The organism is Thioalkalivibrio sp. ALM2T, assembly GCF_000381505.1.
GTDB lineage: Bacteria > Pseudomonadota > Gammaproteobacteria > Ectothiorhodospirales > Ectothiorhodospiraceae > Thioalkalivibrio > Thioalkalivibrio versutus.
Genome location: NZ_KB906573.1, coordinates 1 through 17,297, shown reverse-complemented (window position 1 = coordinate 17,297; position 17,297 = coordinate 1). Strand labels below are relative to the sequence as shown.

At 67.0% G+C, this 17,297-nt stretch carries 20 protein-coding genes; 4 read left to right on the top strand and 16 right to left on the bottom strand.

Annotated features, from left to right (window positions below; genetic code table 11):
* Nucleotides 1–64 precede the first annotated feature (64 nt).
* Nucleotides 65–907 carry an outer membrane protein assembly factor BamD gene (locus F816_RS0113255; RefSeq protein ID WP_019595123.1) on the top strand — a complete coding sequence of 281 codons (843 nt, stop codon included), beginning with the start codon at nt 65–67 and terminating at the stop codon, nt 905–907.
* Between the two features lie 276 nt (nt 908–1,183).
* Here F816_RS0113255 and F816_RS0113250 read toward each other — a convergent pair whose 3' ends face one another.
* From F816_RS0113250 to F816_RS0113195, 12 genes are all read right to left on the bottom strand, one after another.
* Nucleotides 1,184–1,522, bottom strand: coding sequence for a P-II family nitrogen regulator (locus F816_RS0113250; RefSeq protein WP_017940393.1), 339 nt, complete (start codon nt 1,520–1,522; stop codon nt 1,184–1,186).
* 319 nt (nt 1,523–1,841) lie between these two features.
* A complete protein-coding gene (locus F816_RS0113245; RefSeq protein ID WP_019595122.1) occupies nt 1,842–3,536 on the bottom strand; it encodes an NAD+ synthase in 1,695 nt (564 codons plus the stop codon).
* A gap of 7 nt (nt 3,537–3,543) precedes the next feature.
* A complete protein-coding gene (gene sucD, locus F816_RS0113240; RefSeq protein ID WP_019595121.1) occupies nt 3,544–4,419 on the bottom strand; it encodes a succinate--CoA ligase subunit alpha in 876 nt (291 codons plus the stop codon).
* Nucleotides 4,416–5,576: an ADP-forming succinate--CoA ligase subunit beta gene (gene sucC, locus F816_RS0113235; protein ID WP_019595120.1), complete on the bottom strand. Its 1,161-nt coding sequence runs from the start codon at nt 5,574–5,576 to the stop codon at nt 4,416–4,418. Before sucC ends, sucD begins: the two co-directional genes overlap by 4 nt.
* 68 nt (nt 5,577–5,644) lie before the next feature.
* Nucleotides 5,645–6,025: an aspartate 1-decarboxylase gene (gene panD, locus F816_RS0113230; RefSeq protein ID WP_018144141.1), complete on the bottom strand. Its 381-nt coding sequence runs from the start codon at nt 6,023–6,025 to the stop codon at nt 5,645–5,647.
* 320 nt (nt 6,026–6,345) lie between these two features.
* Nucleotides 6,346–7,224 carry a pantoate--beta-alanine ligase gene (panC, locus tag F816_RS0113225; RefSeq protein WP_019595119.1) on the bottom strand — a complete coding sequence of 293 codons (879 nt, stop codon included), beginning with the start codon at nt 7,222–7,224 and terminating at the stop codon, nt 6,346–6,348.
* A 30-nt stretch (nt 7,225–7,254) separates the two neighbouring features.
* A complete protein-coding gene (panB, locus tag F816_RS0113220) occupies nt 7,255–8,049 on the bottom strand; it encodes a 3-methyl-2-oxobutanoate hydroxymethyltransferase (protein ID WP_018168077.1) in 795 nt (264 codons plus the stop codon).
* 34 nt (nt 8,050–8,083) lie between these two features.
* Nucleotides 8,084–8,734, bottom strand: coding sequence for a deoxynucleoside kinase (locus F816_RS0113215; RefSeq protein ID WP_018144144.1), 651 nt, complete (start codon nt 8,732–8,734; stop codon nt 8,084–8,086).
* Nucleotides 8,731–9,276 carry a 2-amino-4-hydroxy-6-hydroxymethyldihydropteridine diphosphokinase gene (gene folK / locus F816_RS0113210; protein ID WP_019595118.1) on the bottom strand — a complete coding sequence of 182 codons (546 nt, stop codon included), beginning with the start codon at nt 9,274–9,276 and terminating at the stop codon, nt 8,731–8,733. The genes F816_RS0113215 and folK overlap by 4 nt, the downstream gene beginning before the upstream one ends.
* A complete protein-coding gene (gene pcnB / locus F816_RS0113205) occupies nt 9,273–10,712 on the bottom strand; it encodes a polynucleotide adenylyltransferase PcnB (RefSeq protein ID WP_018168075.1) in 1,440 nt (479 codons plus the stop codon). The genes folK and pcnB overlap by 4 nt, the downstream gene beginning before the upstream one ends.
* A gap of 52 nt (nt 10,713–10,764) precedes the next feature.
* Nucleotides 10,765–11,235: an NUDIX hydrolase gene (locus F816_RS0113200; RefSeq protein ID WP_026333278.1), complete on the bottom strand. Its 471-nt coding sequence runs from the start codon at nt 11,233–11,235 to the stop codon at nt 10,765–10,767.
* Entirely contained in the window at nt 11,232–11,672 is a 441-nt protein-coding gene (locus tag F816_RS0113195; protein WP_018938995.1) for an RNA-binding S4 domain-containing protein, read from the bottom strand. Before F816_RS0113195 ends, F816_RS0113200 begins: the two co-directional genes overlap by 4 nt.
* A 106-nt stretch (nt 11,673–11,778) precedes the next feature.
* On the opposite strand from F816_RS0113195, the gene F816_RS0113190 reads away from it, so the two are divergent.
* The gene (locus F816_RS0113190) at nt 11,779–12,468 is read left to right on the top strand and encodes a glutathione S-transferase family protein (protein WP_019595116.1); all 690 of its coding nucleotides are present in this window, start codon (nt 11,779–11,781) and stop codon (nt 12,466–12,468) included.
* A 941-nt stretch (nt 12,469–13,409) separates the two neighbouring features.
* Here the strand turns inward: F816_RS0113190 and fur are convergent.
* Nucleotides 13,410–13,835: a ferric iron uptake transcriptional regulator gene (gene fur, locus F816_RS0113185; RefSeq protein ID WP_019595115.1), complete on the bottom strand. Its 426-nt coding sequence runs from the start codon at nt 13,833–13,835 to the stop codon at nt 13,410–13,412.
* A gap of 98 nt (nt 13,836–13,933) precedes the next feature.
* On the opposite strand from fur, the gene F816_RS0113180 reads away from it, so the two are divergent.
* Nucleotides 13,934–14,296, top strand: coding sequence for an outer membrane protein assembly factor BamE (locus F816_RS0113180; protein ID WP_018145395.1), 363 nt, complete (start codon nt 13,934–13,936; stop codon nt 14,294–14,296).
* Between the two features lie 38 nt (nt 14,297–14,334).
* On the opposite strand, the gene F816_RS0113175 is transcribed toward F816_RS0113180, so the two are convergent.
* The 3 genes from F816_RS0113175 to F816_RS0113165 are packed head-to-tail and all read right to left on the bottom strand — an operon-like array spanning nt 14,335 to nt 16,515.
* Nucleotides 14,335–14,688 carry an RnfH family protein gene (locus F816_RS0113175; RefSeq protein ID WP_051080105.1) on the bottom strand — a complete coding sequence of 118 codons (354 nt, stop codon included), beginning with the start codon at nt 14,686–14,688 and terminating at the stop codon, nt 14,335–14,337.
* A 28-nt stretch (nt 14,689–14,716) separates the two neighbouring features.
* Nucleotides 14,717–15,157, bottom strand: a complete 441-nt coding sequence (locus F816_RS0113170; protein ID WP_019595113.1) for a type II toxin-antitoxin system RatA family toxin — start codon at nt 15,155–15,157, stop codon at nt 14,717–14,719.
* Nucleotides 15,157–16,515, bottom strand: coding sequence for a sodium-dependent transporter (locus tag F816_RS0113165; protein ID WP_018168070.1), 1,359 nt, complete (start codon nt 16,513–16,515; stop codon nt 15,157–15,159). Before F816_RS0113165 ends, F816_RS0113170 begins: the two co-directional genes overlap by 1 nt.
* A gap of 197 nt (nt 16,516–16,712) precedes the next feature.
* On the opposite strand from F816_RS0113165, the gene smpB reads away from it, so the two are divergent.
* Nucleotides 16,713–17,192: an SsrA-binding protein SmpB gene (gene smpB, locus F816_RS0113160; protein ID WP_018168069.1), complete on the top strand. Its 480-nt coding sequence runs from the start codon at nt 16,713–16,715 to the stop codon at nt 17,190–17,192.
* The last annotated feature ends 105 nt before the right edge of the window (nt 17,193–17,297 follow it).

The window sequence follows — 17,297 nt, the reverse complement described above, 5'->3', positions numbered from 1 at the left end:
TCGTCGCCACCGGGGCTTGATGTTGTAGAATCCTTGGACTTTGGTTCATCTGTGAGGCCTCGCCGTGATTTCTGTCCCGCACCTGTCGCGCCTGCTCGTCGTTCTGTTCGTGGCGCTCTTGGTCGCCGGCTGCGCCGGGCGCGAAGACCCCACGCTAGGCTGGTCCGCCAGTCAGCTCTACGGCGAGGCCAAGAACGCCCTGAACGAGGGCAATTACGATCAGGCCGTCGAATACTACGAAAAACTCGAGGCGCGCTACCCGTTCGGGCGTTACGCCCAGCAGGCGCAGATCGAGATTCCCTATGCCTACTACAAGGCCGGCGAGCCGGAACCCGCCCTGGCGGCCGTGGACCGCTTCGTGCAGCTGAACCCGCGGCATCCGAACCTCGATTATGCGTACTACCTGCGCGGGCTGATCAACTTCAACCGCCAGCAGGGCTTTCTCGCCAACCTGTTCCCGCGCGACCCGGCCGAGATGGACCCGGAACCCTTCGACCAGGCCTTCCAGGACTTCGATCGCCTGATCCGCGAATTCCCGGACAGCCGCTACGCCCCGGACTCCTACCAGCGCATGCTCTACATCCGCAATGCACTGGCCGCCTACGAGCTGCGCGTGGCGGAGTTTTACATGGAACGTACCGCCTGGGTCGCCGCGGCCCAGCGCGCGCGCAACGTGGTGGCCACCTATCCCGGGGCCGAGGTGATGCCGAAGGCCCTGGCCGTGCTGCACCGCGCCTACACCGAACTCGGCCTGGAAGACCACGCGGAGAACACCATGACGGTGCTGGAACTGAACTACCCGGATGCCGCCGTCGCCGTGCGCGCCGGCGAACCGGTGGAACTGGAAGGCGAGGAACGCCGCGGCCTGTGGCGCGTGATGGACCGCATCCCCTTCCTGACGAACTAAGCGCCTACCGGCGCTGTTTTGGATTCACCACGAAGCGCACGAAGCCACGAAGGGGAAGCAAGTAGGATGCGGTTGAGCACCGCGAAACGCATCAATCCGGGAACGGGGAAGCCCCGGACGGCGGCACGATGCGATTCGCAGCGCTCATCAGCTCATCACATCCTACCCTTCTTCATCAGGTCTTCTCCGTGCCCTCCGTGGTGCAATCGCCCTTGACCTTCTTCGTGCCTTCGTGCGCTTCGTGGTGAACCGAACCAGCGCCGGAAGAAAGGTCGTTCAGAGGGCCTCGCTGCCCTCTTCGCCGGTGCGGATTCGGACCACGCGCGACATGTCGGACACGAAGATCTTGCCATCCCCGATCTTGCCGGTGCGCGAGGCCTTCACGATCGCGTCGATGCAGGGATCGACACGGTCGTCGTCCACCACCAGTTCCAGCTTCACCTTGGGGAGGAAATCGACCACATATTCCGCGCCCCGGTAGAGTTCCGTATGGCCCTTCTGGCGCCCGAAACCCTGAACCTCGGTCGCGGTCATGCCGGCAATACCCATCTCGGTCAGGGCCTCGCGGACATCTTCCAGCTTGAACGGCTTGATGATCGCCTCGATCTTCTTCATGCGAATCCCTTTGGTTGAGCCCGCTGCGCGGGCGCTTGTCTCACATCCGGAAGTGTATCAAACCCCCGGCGCTGCGCTGGCAGATCCGCCCCAGCGCGGTCCGAGGCCCCGTCATTGCGAGGCGCGCAGCGCCGTGGCGATCTCCGTGGGCGGCCCCGACGCCGGCCAAAACGAACGCCGGGGGTTCCGGACGGGGGGTACTCGCTACGCTCGCCCTTCGGGCCGGCCTGCGGCCGTTCAACGCAGCTTCGCTGCTTTTGTGCCGCGTCGGCTTCGCCCCCTCGCAATAACGGCGCTCGGGTCCGGCGTCGAGTATCGCTCAATCCGGACGATAGCCCGAGGTGATCGGGTAGCGCCGGTCACGGCCGAAGGCACGCGGGCTGACCCGCACCCCCGGCGCGGCCTGGCGGCGCTTGTACTCGGCGATGAACACCATGCGCGCGATGCGCTCCACCGTGGGCCGGTCGAAGCCCTGGGCGACGATCTCGGCGACCGACTGCTCCTGCTCGACGAAGGCCTCGAGGATCGCGTCCAGCACATCGTATGGCGGCAGCGAGTCGGCATCCTGCTGGTCCGGCGCCAGCTCGGCGCTGGGCGGGCGCTCGATCACCCGCGGCGGGATCGCCGCGCCGCACGTGTTGCGCCAGCGTGCCAGGCGGTACACCCACTGCTTGGAGACGTCCTTCAGTGGCGCGAAACCGCCATTCATGTCGCCGTACAGCGTGGAATAGCCCACCGCCATCTCGGACTTGTTGCCGGTGGCCAGCAGCAGCTTGCCGCTGCGGTTGGACAGCGCCATCAGCAACACGCCGCGGGCGCGCGCCTGCAGATTCTGTTCGGTCACGTCCCCCGCCCCGGCCGGGTAGGCCGCGAGGGCATCCCCCAGCCCGGCCATGAAGCTCTCCACCATCGGCTCGATGGCGATCTCGTGGTATTCGAGCCCCAGAAGCCGCGCCTGCGCCTCCGCATCCTCGATGCTGATCGAGGCGGTATAGCGATAGGGCATCATCACCGCGGTCACCGCCGCCGGGCCCAGCGCATCCGCCGCCAGCGCCGCGGTCAGACCGGAGTCGATGCCGCCAGACAGGCCCAGCAATACCCCCGGGAAGCCGTTCTTGCTCACGTAGTCACGGATGCCGATCATCAGCGCCTGGTAGAGGTCGCGGGCATCCGCCTCGTCCGGTTCCGGACCCGGATCGGGCAGGGTCGGGAGGATGCCGCAGGCGGACAGATGCATGTGCTCGTCGCGGGGCCGCAGGAACGGCCCCTGCGCACTGCGACTCGCCTCCACCTGACCCTGGCCGGTGGCCCAGGCGGGCAACACGGCACGGGCCCCGTTGACCGGGTCGTGCACGAACGAGCGGCCATCGAACACCAGTTCGTCCTGCCCGCCCACCTGGTTCACGTAGACCACCGGACAGCCGGTCTCGGCCACCCGCGCCCCGACCACCTGCAGGCGTTCCTCGGCCTTGCCGCGGTGGTAGGGCGACGCGTTGAGATTCAGCAGGACCTCGGCCCCGGCAGCCTGCGCCCCGGCGGCCGGACCCGGCTGCCAGATGTCCTCGCAGACGGTCAGCCCGATCTGCCAGCCATCCAGCTCGACCACGCAGGGGGCATCGCCGGCAACGAAATAGCGCTGCTCGTCGAATACCGAATAGTTGGGCAGAACCTGCTTGGCGTAGCGCGCGATACAGGCCCCGTCGCGCAGCCAGAGGGCCGCGTTGATCAGGCCGCCATCTCCCTGCACCGGGGCACCCAGGATCACGTCGATACCCCGCGCCGCCCTGGTGATCGCCACCACCGCGCGCTCCACGCCCAACAGGAAGGCCGGGCGCAGCAGCAGATCCTCGGGGGGATAGCCGGTGACCGCGAGTTCGGGGAAAACCACTGCGCGGGCGCCACCGGCACGGGCCTGCTCGATGGCCTCGATGATTTGGTGGCGATTGTCGTCCAGCCCGCCCACGACCGGATTGATCTGGGCCAGGGCCAGACGCAGAGGCTGGTCAGGGGTCATCGGCGACTCAGGCGCGGGCGAGCGCGGACTGCATCGCAGCGCCCAGCTCGGCCGGGCTCTCCGCCACGGTCGCGCCAGCCTCGCGCAGGGCCGTCATCTTCTGCTCCGCGGTACCCTGGCCACCGGCGATGATCGCGCCGGCATGACCCATGCGCCGCCCCGGGGGCGCCGTGGCGCCGGCAATATAGGCGGCTACCGGCTTGTCGAATTCGTCCGCGATATAGCGTGCGGCGCGTTCCTCGGCATCACCGCCGATCTCGCCCACCATCAGCACGCCGTCGGTCTCCGGATCGTCGCGGAACAGGCGCAGGCAGTCGACAAAGTCGAGGCCCTGGATCGGGTCACCGCCGATGCCCACGCAGGTGCTCTGACCAAGCCCGAGGTCCGAGGTCTGCTTGACCGCCTCGTAGGTCAGGGTGCCCGAGCGCGAGATGATGCCGATGCGCCCGCGGCTGTGGACATAGCCGGGCATGATCCCGACCTTGCAGGCATCCGGGGTGATGATGCCCGGGCAATTCGGGCCGATCAGGCGCGTGGGGCTGCCGGCCAGTACCTGTTTGACCCGCACCATGTCCTGGACCGGGATGCCCTCGGTGATACAAACGGCCAGTTCGATCCCGGCATCCGCCGCCTCGCAGATCGCGTCGGCCGCAAACGGGGCCGGGACGTAGATCATGCTGACACTCGCGCCGGTCTGCGCCACGGCATCGGCGACGGTGTCGAACACCGGCCGGTCCAGGTGGGTCTGGCCGCCCTTGCCCGGGGTCACGCCCCCGACCAGGCGCGTGCCGTAGGCGATGGCCTGCTCCGAGTGAAAACTGCCCTGCTTGCCGGTGAAGCCCTGGCAGATCACCTTGGTGTCGCGGTCGACGAGGATGCTCATGCCACGGCCTCCACCACGGCGCGCGCCGCCGCGTCCAGATCGGCGGCCGGGATCACGTCCAGGCCGGAATTGGCCAGCGCGGCGCGGCCCTGCTCGGCGTTGGTGCCCTCCAGGCGCACCACCACCGGCACCTGAACCTGGATCTCGCGAATCGCGGCGATAATGCCCTCGGCGATCAGGTCGCAGCGCACGATGCCGCCAAAGATATTCACCAGCACCGCCTTCACCGATGGGTCCGACAGGATCAGCTTGAACGCTGCGGTGACCCGCTCCACCGTCGTACCGCCGCCGACATCGAGGAAGTTGGCCGGCGAGCCGCCGTGGTGCTGGATCAGGTCCATGGTCGCCATTGCCAGACCGGCGCCGTTGACCATGCAGCCGATCGAGCCGTCCAGGCGGATGTAGTTGAGGTCGTGCTCGTGTGCCTGCTCCTCGGCCGGGTCGCGCTGACGTACGTCACGCTCTGCGAACAGCGCCTTCTGGCGGTAGGCCGCGGAGTCGTCGATGGTCAGTTTAGCGTCGATCGCCAGCAGCTGATCTTCATGGGTCAGCACCAGTGGGTTGATCTCGAGGAGCTGCGCGTCGAGCTGCTGGAACAGGGCATGGGCATTGGTCACCAGCTGCGCCATCGCCTTCGCCGCGTCGCCGGACAGACCCAGGGTGGCGGCGACCCGGCGGCCGTGGAAGGGCATCACGCCGGTGGCCGGATGGATCGGCAAGGTCACCACGGCCTCGGGGCGCTCCGCCGCCAGGGTCTCGATGTCCATGCCGCCCTCGGCGGAGACCACCAGCGCCAGGCGCTCACGCGAACGATCCACCAGCATCGCGAAATAGAACTCGCGGGCGATGTCCGCCGCCGGCTCCAGCAGCAGCTGGTCCACCGGCAGCCCCTCGGGACCGCTCTGACCGGTCACCAGGCGCGAACCCAGAAGCTTTTCCGCCGCCTCGCGCGCAGCATCGGCGGAATCCGCCATGACCACGCCACCGGCCTTGCCGCGACCACCCGAGTGCACCTGGGCCTTGACCAGCCCGCGCTCGGCACCCAGCGCCTGCCAGGCCTCGGAGACCTGCTCGACGGCGTCGATCACCTGACCTTCGGGGACGGGGATGCCGGCGTCGCGAAAGCGCGCCTTGGCCTGGAATTCGTGGAGATTCATGGGCGTCGAGGATAGCGGCGCAGCCCCGGCCCGACAACTGCGGGAGGCGCGCGCGAAGGAGAGTGTTCTTAAGCGGCCTGGACCGGGATGCCGTTACCGGTGCGCACGATGCGGTTGCCGGCGTCGAGATAGACCAGGTCGGGCGTGAATTCGCGGGCCTCGGCGGCCTCCATCTGGCCATAGGCGCAGATGATCACGCGATGGCCCACCGCGGCCTTGTGTGCGGCCGCGCCGTTGACCGAAATGATCCCGGAGCCGGCCTCGCCCTCGATCGCGTAGGTGGTAAAGCGCTCGCCGTTGTCGACGTTGTAGATCTGGATCTGCTCGAACGGCAGGATGCCGGCGGCGTCCAGCAGGCGCGTGTCGATGGCACAGGAGCCCTCGTATTCCAGCTCGCAATGCGTGACCCGGCCCTGATGCAGCTTGCCTTTCAGCATGGTGACAAACATACGGCGAATTCCCGGCTTGAACCTCGGAAGGGCGGAAAATTATCCGCGATCCCGGCGGATACGGCAAACGCGCCTTCTCGAGTCGATGGTTTTTCGCCGTGAAGCGCGCGAAGACACGGAGAAAATCGAGGGCGACTTACAGGCAGGCTGGAAGACAGAACGAGTGGCAAAACAGGAATGGATCCGGCGTTCGGGGGCCAGCAAGAACGTTACCGATTGTCAGCGCTCTGCAGCACCACCCTCACCCTTTAACCTGCCCATCTTCTGTGGATGACTCTTGAATTTCTTCGTGTGCTTCGGGGTAGCCGAAACAAGCGGAGTCAGTCGGTACGGGTGCGGACGTTGTCGATCAGGCGGACGCCTTCCATCCAGACGGCGGCCAGGACCACCAGGTCCTGCTCGGCCAGGGGCATATCGGTTTCCGGCTCCATCAGGTCTTCCGCACGGCGGATGGAGAGGTATTCGGGCTCGAAGCCGGCCTCGCGCAGACGATCGCTGGCGCGGGCCTCCACCTCGGCGATGCGGTCGGCGTCGACTTTGGTGGCCGTGCGGCAGACGGTCGCCACCTCGTCCAGCACCCGCTTGAGCTCGGGTGCCACGGCCCGCGCCTCTTCCGACAGCTGGCTGTTGCGTGAACTGAAGGCCAGGCCGTCCGGCTCGCGCACGGTCGGGACTGCCTCCACCCGGGTGGGGATGTCGAGCCCCTGCACCATGCGCTCGATCAGCTTGAACTGCTGGTAATCCTTCTCGCCGAACAGGGCCAGATCCGGGCGCACCAGGTTGAACAGTTTGGTCACCACGGTGGCCACGCCCTCAAAGTGCCCCTGGCGATAGGCACCCTCCAGGATCTCGGAAAGCACCGGCACCACGACCTGCACCGGGGGCAGGCCATCGGCAGGGTACATGTCCTCTTCACTGGGACAGAACAAGGCGTCCACACCGGCATTCGTCGCCAGCCGGGCGTCCTCATCGAGGGTGCGCGGATAGCGCTCCAGATCCTCGGCGCGGTCGAATTGCAGTGGATTGACGAAAATCGACACCACCACCCGCTGGGCCCGCGCCCGGGCATGCCGGATCACGGTCATATGGCCCTCGTGGAGGTTGCCCATCGTGGGCACCAGCGCCACGGTACCGCGCCCCTTGCGGGACCACTCTCGATGCATGGCCACCAGTTGCGGCCGATCACGCAGGATTCTCATGGGCCAGGATCCATCCTTTGGGAAACGCAGTTAACTGAAGGTATGCACGCCGGATTCGGGGAAGGCTCGCGCCCGCACCGCGTCACAGTATCCGCGGACGGCGCCCTCCAGGGAACCGCCCTCGGCAAGGAAATCGCGCGCGAAGCGCGGCGGCTCGGGTGTCAGGCCGATCACGTCGGTCAAGACAAGCACTTGACCATCGCAACGCGGGCTGGCGCCAATCCCGATCACCGGGACCCCCGCACTGCGCACGATGACATCGGCCAGACTCTCGGGGATACCCTCCAGCAGCAGGGCCTGGGCCCCGGCGTTCTCCAGCTGCGCGGCCAGGGATTCCAGCTCCGCCGCAGCCTTCGGGTCGCGCCCCTGCACGCGGTGCCCGCCGAGCCGGTGCACCGCCTGCGGGGTCAGGCCCAGATGGGCACAGACCGGAATCCCGGCGGCGACCAGGCGCTCGACCACGGGGACTTCCATCGCGCCGCATTCCACCTTGACCATGTGAGCCCCGGCGCGCAGGAGCGCCCCGGACTGGACCAGCGCGGTAGCGGGATCGACATCGCCGAGGAACGGGATGTCGGCCATGATCAGCGCGTTCTCACTGCCGCGGGCCACGTTGGCTACATGGTAGACCATGTCCTCCAGCGTCACTGGCAGGGTGGTCGCATGCCCCTGGACCACCATGCCCAGGGAATCGCCGACCAGGATCACGTCGACCCCACAGCGATCCAGCAACCCGGCGAAGGCTGCATCATAGGCCGTGAGGCAAGCGATGGGTTCGCCCGCCTGCTTGCGCTGGGCCAGGGTATTCACGGTAATCGGACGCATGCTCATGCCTCCCGGGCAGTCCGGCTTGCCAGCCTCAAAGCGAGATCGGCAACGGGTTGAAGTAGTGCCGCCCGCCCTGGATCGGCTCCAGGAACTGCACCAGCTGGTCAAAGTCGGCCGGGTTGTTCACCCAGTCGATCTCGGTGGCGTTCACAATCACGAGCGCCGGTCCTTCGAAATGATAGAAGAATTCCGCGTAGGCGGCGTTCAAGCGCTCCAGATAACCGGCCTCGATGTGACGTTCGTACGGTCGCGCCCGGCGGCGGATGCGCTCCTGCAGCACCTCCACCGGCGCCTGCAGGTAGACCACCAGGTCCGGGCGCGGCAGCCCTCCGCGCAGATGGCGGAACATCTCGCGGTAGATCTCCAGCTCGTCCGGATGCAGGTTCAGCTCGGCGAACAGCGGGTCCTTGTCCATCAGGTAGTCGGACACATGGCGCTGCTCGAACAGGCCCTTCTGCGCCAGCGGCGTCAGCTGGCGCACGCGCTGCACCAGAAAGTGCAGCTGGGTCGCCAGGGCGTGCTTGTCCGGCTCCTGATAGAAGCGATCCAGGAAAGGGTTCTCGTCCGGGGCCTCGAAGATGCCCTCCGCCTGTAGGTGCTCGGCCAGGCGCTTGGCCAGGCTGGACTTGCCGACCCCAATCGGTCCCTCTACCGCGATGAAATCGAAATCGGCAAGGCTCATCCGCGCCCCTCCGCAGTCGCCACGGCCTCCTGCGGTTCCGCGATCGGGATCAGGCTCGCACCGTCGAAGCGCTGCGCCAGCCGCTCCAGCGGACCCACTCCCGGGATCTGCAGCGACGGCGCCAGCTCCAGCAGCGGCAGGATCACAAAGTCGCGCTCGGCGATCCCGGCGTGCGGCACTTTCAGCCCCGGCAGATCCAGCGACTGCTCGCCGAACAGCAACAGATCAAGATCCAGCAGGCGCGGCCCCCAGCGGGTACCGTCCCGCTCGCGCCCGCAGGCGCACTCGATGGCCTGCAGCTCCGCCAGCAGGTCCAGCGGCTCCAGCCGGGTGTGCAGACGGGCCACGGCGTTCACGTAGTCGGGCTGGTCCTGCGGGCCCATCGGCGGGTTACGGAACAGCCGCGAGCGCCCGATCAGACGCGTTTGCGGCAATTCATGCGCCAGCCGGGCAAAGGAGTCCCGCACCTGCATCTCGGGGTCACCCAGGTTGGCGCCGATCCCGATGAACGCGTGCACTCCGCGGGCAGGCACGCTGCTCATTCGCCGCCACCCCCCGATTCCGGGTTTGCGCCCGCATCGGCGCTCGCGCCGGCGCCGCCCTTGCGTCCCCGACGCCGGCGCCGGCCGCCACGGCGTGACTTACTCTTGGCTCCAGCCTTGCCATCCCCTTTGGGAACACCCTTGCCCTGGGCACCCGCCATGGCCTTCTGTGCGTCCTCGTCCAGCTCCTGGATCTCGGTCCACCAGCGACACAGCTCGGGGTCGGCATCGCCGGCGCGGGCGCGCAGGCAGAGGAAGTCATAACCGGCGCGAAAGCGCGGATGCGTCAGCAGGCGCAGCGCACGGCCACCACGGTGGCGCTCCAGCCGCGCCTGGAGTTCCCATATCTCGCGCACGATCAGGCTGAAGCGCTTGGGAATGGACACCGTCTTCACCTGACGATCCAGCACCTCGGCCATCGCCTGCTGCCAGGCCGGAATCTCCTGTTCGTCGGCCGCGATCCGTTTGGCCGCGGCCACCTGCACCGGGGCCCAGAGGATGGCCGCGTAGAGAAACGCCGGGTTCACACCCAGACCTTCATTGATGCGCTTGTCGGTATTCAGCAGCGACTCGACCAGGAACTGGCGGCGTTCGGGGCCAACGTCCGGATCGGCAAAGCAGGCCGCAGCCTCGGGGAACATCGGCTCAAACAGGCCGAGGCGTTCCAGCTCGTCCAGACAGGTGACCGCCGCGCCGCTGTGGAACAGCTTGATCACCTCGTCGAACAGCCGCGCCGGGGCTACCGTCTGCATCAGCGAGGCGAGATCAAGGATGCCGGCCTCGACCTCCGGCGCGATGGTCAGACCCAGCTTGGCGGCGAAGCGAACCGCACGCAGCATGCGCACGGGGTCTTCGCGCAGGCGCGTCTCGACGTCGTCGCCGATCAGGCGCAGCTCGCCCGCGCGCAGGTCCTCGAACCCACCGGTGTAATCCAGCACCGAGAAATCCTCGATGTCGTAATACAGGGCGTTGATGGTGAAGTCGCGGCGCACCGCATCCTGCTCGATGGTGCCGTAGCGATTGTCGCGCAGGATACGACCTTCCTCGCTCAGCGCGACCTGGCCTTCGTCCTCGGACTCGTCGTCATGCGGCGCGCGGAAGGTCGCCACCTCGATCATCTCGCGCCCGAACAGCACATGCGCCAGGCGAAAGCGGCGCCCGATCAGGCGGCAGTTGCGAAACAGGCCACGCACCTGCTCGGGGGTGGCGTCGGTGGCGACATCAAAGTCCTTCGGCTCGCGCCCCAGCAGCAAGTCGCGCACGCCGCCGCCCACCAGGCAGGCGCGATAACCGGCCTCGCGCAGCCGATAGAGCACCTTCAGGGCGTTGTCGTCGATCGCCGCGCGCGAGATGCCGTGCTCCGCACGCTCGTAGACGCGCGGTTCCGGCAGCTCGCTGTCGGGCCGGGACGGGGTTGCGGGGTCAGCCTTTGTCACGCGATACCGTATCGGTGGTCGAAAGCGCCGTATGGTAACAGCTTGGCCGGATTCATCCCGTTTTTTGTACCGGACGCGGGGCGGCGGTTTCACCGGTCAGGCGCCAGCGCCGATAGTCGTCGAGGATACGTCGGTGGTCGAAGACCAGCACCTGGCCCGGGTCTTCCGGGTCCAGCCAGGCGCAGTCGGCAGCGTCATCCCCGGCCCTGGCCTCGCCCCGGCCCCGCGCGATGTAGACCGCGCTGACGGTGTGCCCGCGCGGGTCGCGCTGCGGGTCGGAATACACCCCCAGCAACGCCTCCAGCTCGACCTCCAGCCCGGTCTCTTCGCGCGCCTCGCGTACCGCGGCATTCTCGGTCGACTCACCGACGTCGACGAAGCCGCCCGGCAGGGCCCAGCCGTGCGGGCGATTGTGGCGCTCGATCACCAGCACACGACCGGGCTGCGCCGAGTGGCGGATGACCATATCCACCGCCAACCGGGGTGTGACGGGTGGGCCACTCGAGCCTTCGGGGTTGTTCACTCGGATTCACTCCTGTCGCTGCCGTCCTGGCGAATAAAGCGGCGGATCTTGCGTCGCTCGCGCTTGTCCGGGCGCCGGCTGGGGGCGCTGTCCGCGACCGCGCGCTCGGCGCGCCGGCGTTCGCTTTCGGCCGCGCGTCGGGCCTGGCTTTCTTCGGTCTCGGTGTACAGCGCCTGGGCCTCGCGCGCCGGCCGTCGCTGATCGCTCAAATGGACAACGTCCAGCTCCCAGACCTGCGGGCCGCGGTGGATGGTCAGGCGATCACCGGTGTGTACCCGACGCGCCGGTTTGCAGCGCTCGCCGTTCACGTGGACCTTGCCGCCGCCGACCGCCTCGCTGGCGAGGCCGCGCGTCTTGTAAAATCGGGCAGCCCAAAGCCATTTGTCGATCCGCAGCCCGGCGCCCGGCGCCCCGTTGTGGCCGCTACCCTTGCCCAAGACTTTCCCGCGACATCACGAGGGGAGACAATGCGCCCCCTTTAATAGCGAGGAACCGGCGACCCGGATCGGGCCCCCGCCCCACCTGCGGACGCCGAAGACCACCATGAATCTGCCGCATCTGCACCTGATCAGTTTCGCCATCTGTCCGTTTGTTCAGCGTAGCGTGATCACACTGAAATACAAGGAGGCGCCGTTCGAGCTGAGCCTGATCGATCTGGCCAACCCGCCGGACTGGTTCCGCGAACGCTCGCCCCTGGGCAAGGTTCCAGTGTTGATTGTCGACCATGACACGGTGCTGTTCGAGTCGGCCGTGATCAACGAGTATATCGATGCCATCACCCCGCCCGCGCTGATGCCGACCGACCCGCTGGAACAGGCACGCACCCGGGCCTGGATTGAGTACCTGTCGGAGCAGACCTTCGCCCAGTATCACTGGATGACCGCGGCCACCGAGGATGCCTTCGAGCTGGCGCGCCACACCGCTGCACGCGGGCTGGAGCGCCTGGAACAGCAGATGACGCAGGACGACCGCCTGGCCGCGCCCGGCTTCTCGCTGATTGATGCCACCCTGGCCCCGATTCTGATGCGCTACGCCCTGCTCGACGACCCGGACAGCCCCTGGGAGACCGAGGCCTTTCCGCGCCTTGCCGCCCGCTGGGACCAGCTGCGCGAGATGCCGGCGGTACGGGACTCGGTCCCGGCCGACTTCGCACTACAGCTCGCCGACTACCTTCGCGCGCAGGAGGGGTTTGCCCCGGCGCACTTCGCCACGCAATTGAGCCCGCCCACCTGAAACCGGCTTCGCTCCACCGCCTGACGGGCCGATGCCGGTCGGAGTTCGTCATCCGCGTTGTTACGGTGCCTGCCTGCCATGCGCTGACTCGCCAGCGCGCCGCGAGGCACTTTCTTCCTTACCCAAGAAAGTGCCTAAAGGAGGGCACCCGGATTCCGCGCAGGAACCTTGCTCCAGGGCCCTCGGGCCGGCGGCGCTGAACGCGCTACGCTGCGCTTCGCTCAGACATCCAGCGCCCCGTGTCTATTTCTAACTGGCCGGCCCGAGGACCCTTCCGCAAGGGGCTTCATCCGGGGATGAAGGTCAAAACAGGCGGTACCCCGTAGGGTGCGGTTGAGCGCAGCGAAACGCACCATTCCCCACGCCGTGCGAAACCATGATGCGATTCGCTGCGCTCATCACATCCTACGACCCCCCCCCCGACGCCCGCTTAGCGGGTGCGGCACGCAACGGCCGCAGGCCGAGCGTGCCTGAGATGTCGGAAAAGCCTGCCTTCATCCATGAGTACTATCGCCGGGACAGCTGCTGTTTTGACCTTTCACCCCCGTTGTCGTCGCGCCGAGTGGAGAGGGTTTTCGCGGGACGATTCTAAATAGACACGGGTCGCTGGATGTCTGAGCGGAGCCGAAGGCGGAGCGAGTTCAGCGCCGCCCGCGAAAAGCCTCGGAGCGAGGGAAACCCCGGCCCGCGCAGCGGGCCAGGGTCGCGGCAGTCGGGCGTGTTTCTTGGGGACTTCTTTGCACGAGCAAAGAAGCCAGTTGTTGATCAAAAACGGGCGCGGCGCGCTGGCGAGTCAGCGCTCGGCAGTATGCGGACCGAAGCCACCGTAAACACCCGCGGTCGAACCATGCCTAGCCAATAGCGGGAGGCGGCATGAAAAAGCCACCGGAAACGTCAGCCAATAGAGGCGGAGATTCGCCGCGAGTGCGGTGGGTGCGTGGTCAGGCGGGGCGGTGGGGGCAGGCGCTGTCGGTGCAATCGCCGTACAGGACCAGCGCGTGGTCCTTGATGGCAAAGCCGTGGTGCTCGGCGATCTCCCGCTGGCGGCGCTCGATGGTTTCGTCGTAGAACTCCTCGACTCGCCCGCACTGGTTGCAGACGATGTGGTCGTGGTGCCCGCCGCGCTCCAGCTCGAACACCGCCTGGTTGCCCTCCAGGTGCAGGCGGCAGACCAGCCCGGCCGCCTCGAACTGGGTCAGCACGCGATACACCGTGGCCAGACCGATTTCTTCGCCGGAATCGAGCAACTCGCGATAGATCGCCTCGGCCGTCAGGTGACGGGTCTCCGAGTTCTCGAGGATCTCGAGGATCTTCATCCGCGGCAGCGTGACCTTGAGCCCGGCCTTCTTGAGATTACTCGTTTCCATTGCCCGTTTTCCCGGTCCCGTCCGCTTGAGAGTAGCGGGACGCTTTGGTGTACCATGCGCGTTCACGGCCCACCAGACGCCGAGGACCGCCCGCTCAGATGATCAAGATTCTCATTTCTATCGCCGTGGCCGCAAGCCTGCTGAGCGCCTGCGGCGGCCTCAACCAGTTCCGTCTGGATGTCCAGCAGGGCAATGTGATCGACCCCGTACAGGTGGCCCAGATCCAGCCCGGCATGACCCCGCAGCAGGTCCGCTTCCTGATGGGGTCGCCCCAGCTGGAGCCCGCCTTCCGGGCCGATGACCGCTGGGACTACGTCTACTATCGCCGTCCAGGCTTCGGCTCCACCGAACGCCAGCGAGTGACCGTGCATTTCGACAACGGCGTAGTCAGCCATGTGGATGCCGACATCCCGCAGCCGGTGGCGCTGGACGAGCATCCGGTAGACAGAGACAACGACTGACACCCGCGCGCGGTATATCTCGCCGCCGCGAGCCCCTGCTACTCCTTCGCGTTGTTGGTCGGCGCCTCCTTCGGCTTGTCGTCGGCAGCACCGGCGTCACCCTTGCCCGGTTTCTTCTTGCGCCCTTTGTCGGCACGCTGGCGCCGCACCTCCTTCGGATCCGCGATCAGCGGGCGATAAACCTCGATGCGGTCGCGTGGGCGCAGCACGGTGTCCCTACGGGTGATCTTGCCGAAGATCCCGACCTTGGCGTTGTCCAGATCGATCTCGGGGAACTGCAGTTCAATCTCCGACTGGCGCAGCGCGGTTTCCACCGTCGTGCCCTCGGGCACAACCAGCGGCAGGATCACCTGGCGATCGGGCCGGGCATAGGCCACCTCCACCCGGATCATCCCGCCTTCCTCGGCCGGGGCCACGTGACTATCCGGCACCGTGGACCTCGCGCGCGCGCTGGACAAACGCATCCACCAGCGAGTTGGCGATCTGGTTGAACACCGGACCGATCGCGAAGGCCATGATCCGGTTGGCAAACTCGAACTCCAGCTCCAGGGCGATGCGGGTCTTGCCGCCCTCGACCTCGGTAAAGCTCCAGGTCCCGTGCAGGCGTCGGAACGGCCCGGAGACCAGGCGCATGTCGATGCTTTCCGGGCGCTTGAGCGTGTTCCGGGTGGTGAACGACTTGTGCAGCGCGCCCTTGGCCAGTTCGATCGTGCCCTCCACCTCGTGCTCGCCGCGCGGGCGCGCGGAGGCACTGCGGCAGCCGGGCAGGAACTGCGGATAGGCGTCTACGTCATTCACCAGATTGAACATCTGTTCACGGCTGTAGGGCACGTCCGCGTAGCGGCGAATCTTCGAGGCCATCAGATCAACTCCACGGCGCGCAGGAACACAAACAGGATCGCGACCGGCGCGACGAAACGCACCAGAAAGTACCAGACCTGGTACAGGACCGGGTGCTTGAGGCGCAGCTCGGACTGCACCGAGCGCTCGGTCATGCGCCAGCCCACGAAGATCGCGATCAGGAACCCGCCCAGCGGCAGCAGGATGTTGGCCGTCACGTAATCCAGCAGGTCCAGGATGCCCATGTCGAACAGGGTGTAGTCGGACCAGACGTTCAGCGACAGCAATGCGCCGATGCCGAGGAACCAGGCCCCGATGGCGATCATCGCGGTCGCCATCACCCGGGTCAGCCCCATGTTCTCGACCAGGAAGGCGACCGCCGGCTCGATGATGGAGATCGCCGAGGTCCAGGCCGCAAACACCAGCAACACGAAGAACATGGTGCCGAAATACAGCCCGCCCGGCATGTCGGCAAAGGCCAGCGGCAGGGTCACAAAGATCAGCCCCGGCCCCTGCTCCGCCGACAGCCCGGCCCCGAGCACGATGGGGAAGATCGCCAGCCCGGCCATGATCGCGACCAGGGTATCCGCGCCAACCACCGCCGCGGAGGTGCGCGCGATGGACGCATCGCTTTGCAGATAACTGCCGTAGATCATGATCGCGCCCATGCCCAGGCTGAGCGTAAAGAAGGCCTGGCCCATCGCCAGCAGAACCGCGTTGGCGGACAGCGCGGAGAAGTCCGGATACAGCAGGAACTCCAGTCCGGCGAGGAACTGCCCCTCGACCATCGCATAGCCGACCATCACCACCAGCATCACGAACAGCAGCGGCATCAGGATGGTCACCGCCTTCTCCAGGCCGGACTGCACCCCACGCGCGACCACCATCGCCGTCATCACCATGAAGATGGTGTGCCAGGCCAGCAGGGCCTCCGGGTCCGCGAGCATGTTGCCGAACATCGACTCCGAGCCATCCGCATCCAGCCCGAGGAAGCCGCCGGTCCCCGATTTGAAGACATACGACAGCGACCAGCCCGCGACCACGCTGTAGAACGACAGGATCAGGAATCCGGCCAGCACCCCGATCCAGCCGATCATGCCCCAGGCACGCGTCAGGCCCTCCTCGCGCGCCAGCGCCGACATGGTGTTGATCGGGCTCTGACGCCCGCGCCGGCCCAGCAGGATCTCCGCCATCATCACCGGCAGGCCGATCAGCAGGATGCAGCCGAGATAAACCAGCACAAAGGCGCCACCCCCGTTCTCACCGGCGATATAGGGGAAACGCCAGATGTTGCCCAGGCCAACAGCCGAACCCGTAGCCGCGAGAATGAAGGCCAGGCGGGTCGTCCATTGCCCGTGGATCGAGGTCGTGGCTGGCATCAGTGGCTCCTTGTTGAACGGAGACGTAGGCGCTCCCGCGGGCCGCCGCCCCCGGCAGCGGCCAGGGCCGGTCGCGCAAGCGCATCGCCGGGTCCGCCGGAATTGTGGGGCAGCGGGTCGCCCGGCTCAACTTTCACCCCGCGCGCCCGGACATTCGGACTGCTTCGGCCGCCCGCCTGCAGTACACTGCGCGGGTTATGGGAAAGAACAAGAAACAAGCCAAGGAACCGTCCAGCACCATCGCCCTCAACCGCAAGGCGCGCCACGAATTCTTCATCGAGGACCGCCTGGAGGCGGGGATGGAGCTCGAGGGCTGGGAGGTCAAGTCGATGCGCGCGGGCCGCGCGCAGCTGAGCGAGGCCTACGTGCTGCTGCGCAACGGCGAGGCCTTCCTGTTCGGGGCCCACATCACCCCGTTGCCGACCGCCTCCACCCATATCAATCCGGATCCCAGCCGCACGCGCAAGCTGCTGCTGCATCGCGCGGAGATCAACCGCCTGGTCGGCGCGGTGGAGCGCAAGGGTTACACCCTGGTGCCCATGGCTCTGTACTGGAAGCGCGGGCGAGCCAAGCTCGAGATCGGCCTCGCCAAGGGCAAGAAGGAATACGACAAGCGCGCCGACAAGAAGGACAAGGATTGGGAGCGCGAGCGGGCGCGCATCCTGAAGCACGGCTAACGCCAACGCACCCCGCCCACCATCCCCATTCCGGCTCACGCCGGACCACCCTCTTCATCACCCGATGTTTGCGGTGGCTTCGTCCAGCAGCCTGCCACGGTTGGC

Excerpts from the sequence above, each read along its gene's own strand:
- F816_RS0113250 (WP_017940393.1), bottom strand. The coding sequence starts at position 1,522 with ATGAAGAAGATCGAGGCGATCATCAAGCCGTTCAAGCTGGAAGATGTC.
- F816_RS0113245 (WP_019595122.1), bottom strand. The coding sequence starts at position 3,536 with ATGACCCCTGACCAGCCTCTGCGTCTGGCCCTGGCCCAGATCAATCCG.
- sucD (WP_019595121.1), bottom strand. The coding sequence starts at position 4,419 with ATGAGCATCCTCGTCGACCGCGACACCAAGGTGATCTGCCAGGGCTTC.
- sucC (WP_019595120.1), bottom strand. The coding sequence starts at position 5,576 with ATGAATCTCCACGAATTCCAGGCCAAGGCGCGCTTTCGCGACGCCGGC.
- panD (WP_018144141.1), bottom strand. The coding sequence starts at position 6,025 with ATGTTTGTCACCATGCTGAAAGGCAAGCTGCATCAGGGCCGGGTCACG.
- panC (WP_019595119.1), bottom strand. The coding sequence starts at position 7,224 with ATGAGAATCCTGCGTGATCGGCCGCAACTGGTGGCCATGCATCGAGAG.
- panB (WP_018168077.1), bottom strand. The coding sequence starts at position 8,049 with ATGCGTCCGATTACCGTGAATACCCTGGCCCAGCGCAAGCAGGCGGGC.
- F816_RS0113215 (WP_018144144.1), bottom strand. The coding sequence starts at position 8,734 with ATGAGCCTTGCCGATTTCGATTTCATCGCGGTAGAGGGACCGATTGGG.
- folK (WP_019595118.1), bottom strand. The coding sequence starts at position 9,276 with ATGAGCAGCGTGCCTGCCCGCGGAGTGCACGCGTTCATCGGGATCGGC.
- F816_RS0113190 (WP_019595116.1), top strand. The coding sequence starts at position 11,779 with ATGAATCTGCCGCATCTGCACCTGATCAGTTTCGCCATCTGTCCGTTT.
- fur (WP_019595115.1), bottom strand. The coding sequence starts at position 13,835 with ATGGAAACGAGTAATCTCAAGAAGGCCGGGCTCAAGGTCACGCTGCCG.
- F816_RS0113180 (WP_018145395.1), top strand. The coding sequence starts at position 13,934 with ATGATCAAGATTCTCATTTCTATCGCCGTGGCCGCAAGCCTGCTGAGC.
- F816_RS0113175 (WP_051080105.1), bottom strand. The coding sequence starts at position 14,688 with ATGATCCGGGTGGAGGTGGCCTATGCCCGGCCCGATCGCCAGGTGATC.
- F816_RS0113170 (WP_019595113.1), bottom strand. The coding sequence starts at position 15,157 with ATGGCCTCGAAGATTCGCCGCTACGCGGACGTGCCCTACAGCCGTGAA.
- F816_RS0113165 (WP_018168070.1), bottom strand. The coding sequence starts at position 16,515 with ATGCCAGCCACGACCTCGATCCACGGGCAATGGACGACCCGCCTGGCC.
- smpB (WP_018168069.1), top strand. The coding sequence starts at position 16,713 with ATGGGAAAGAACAAGAAACAAGCCAAGGAACCGTCCAGCACCATCGCC.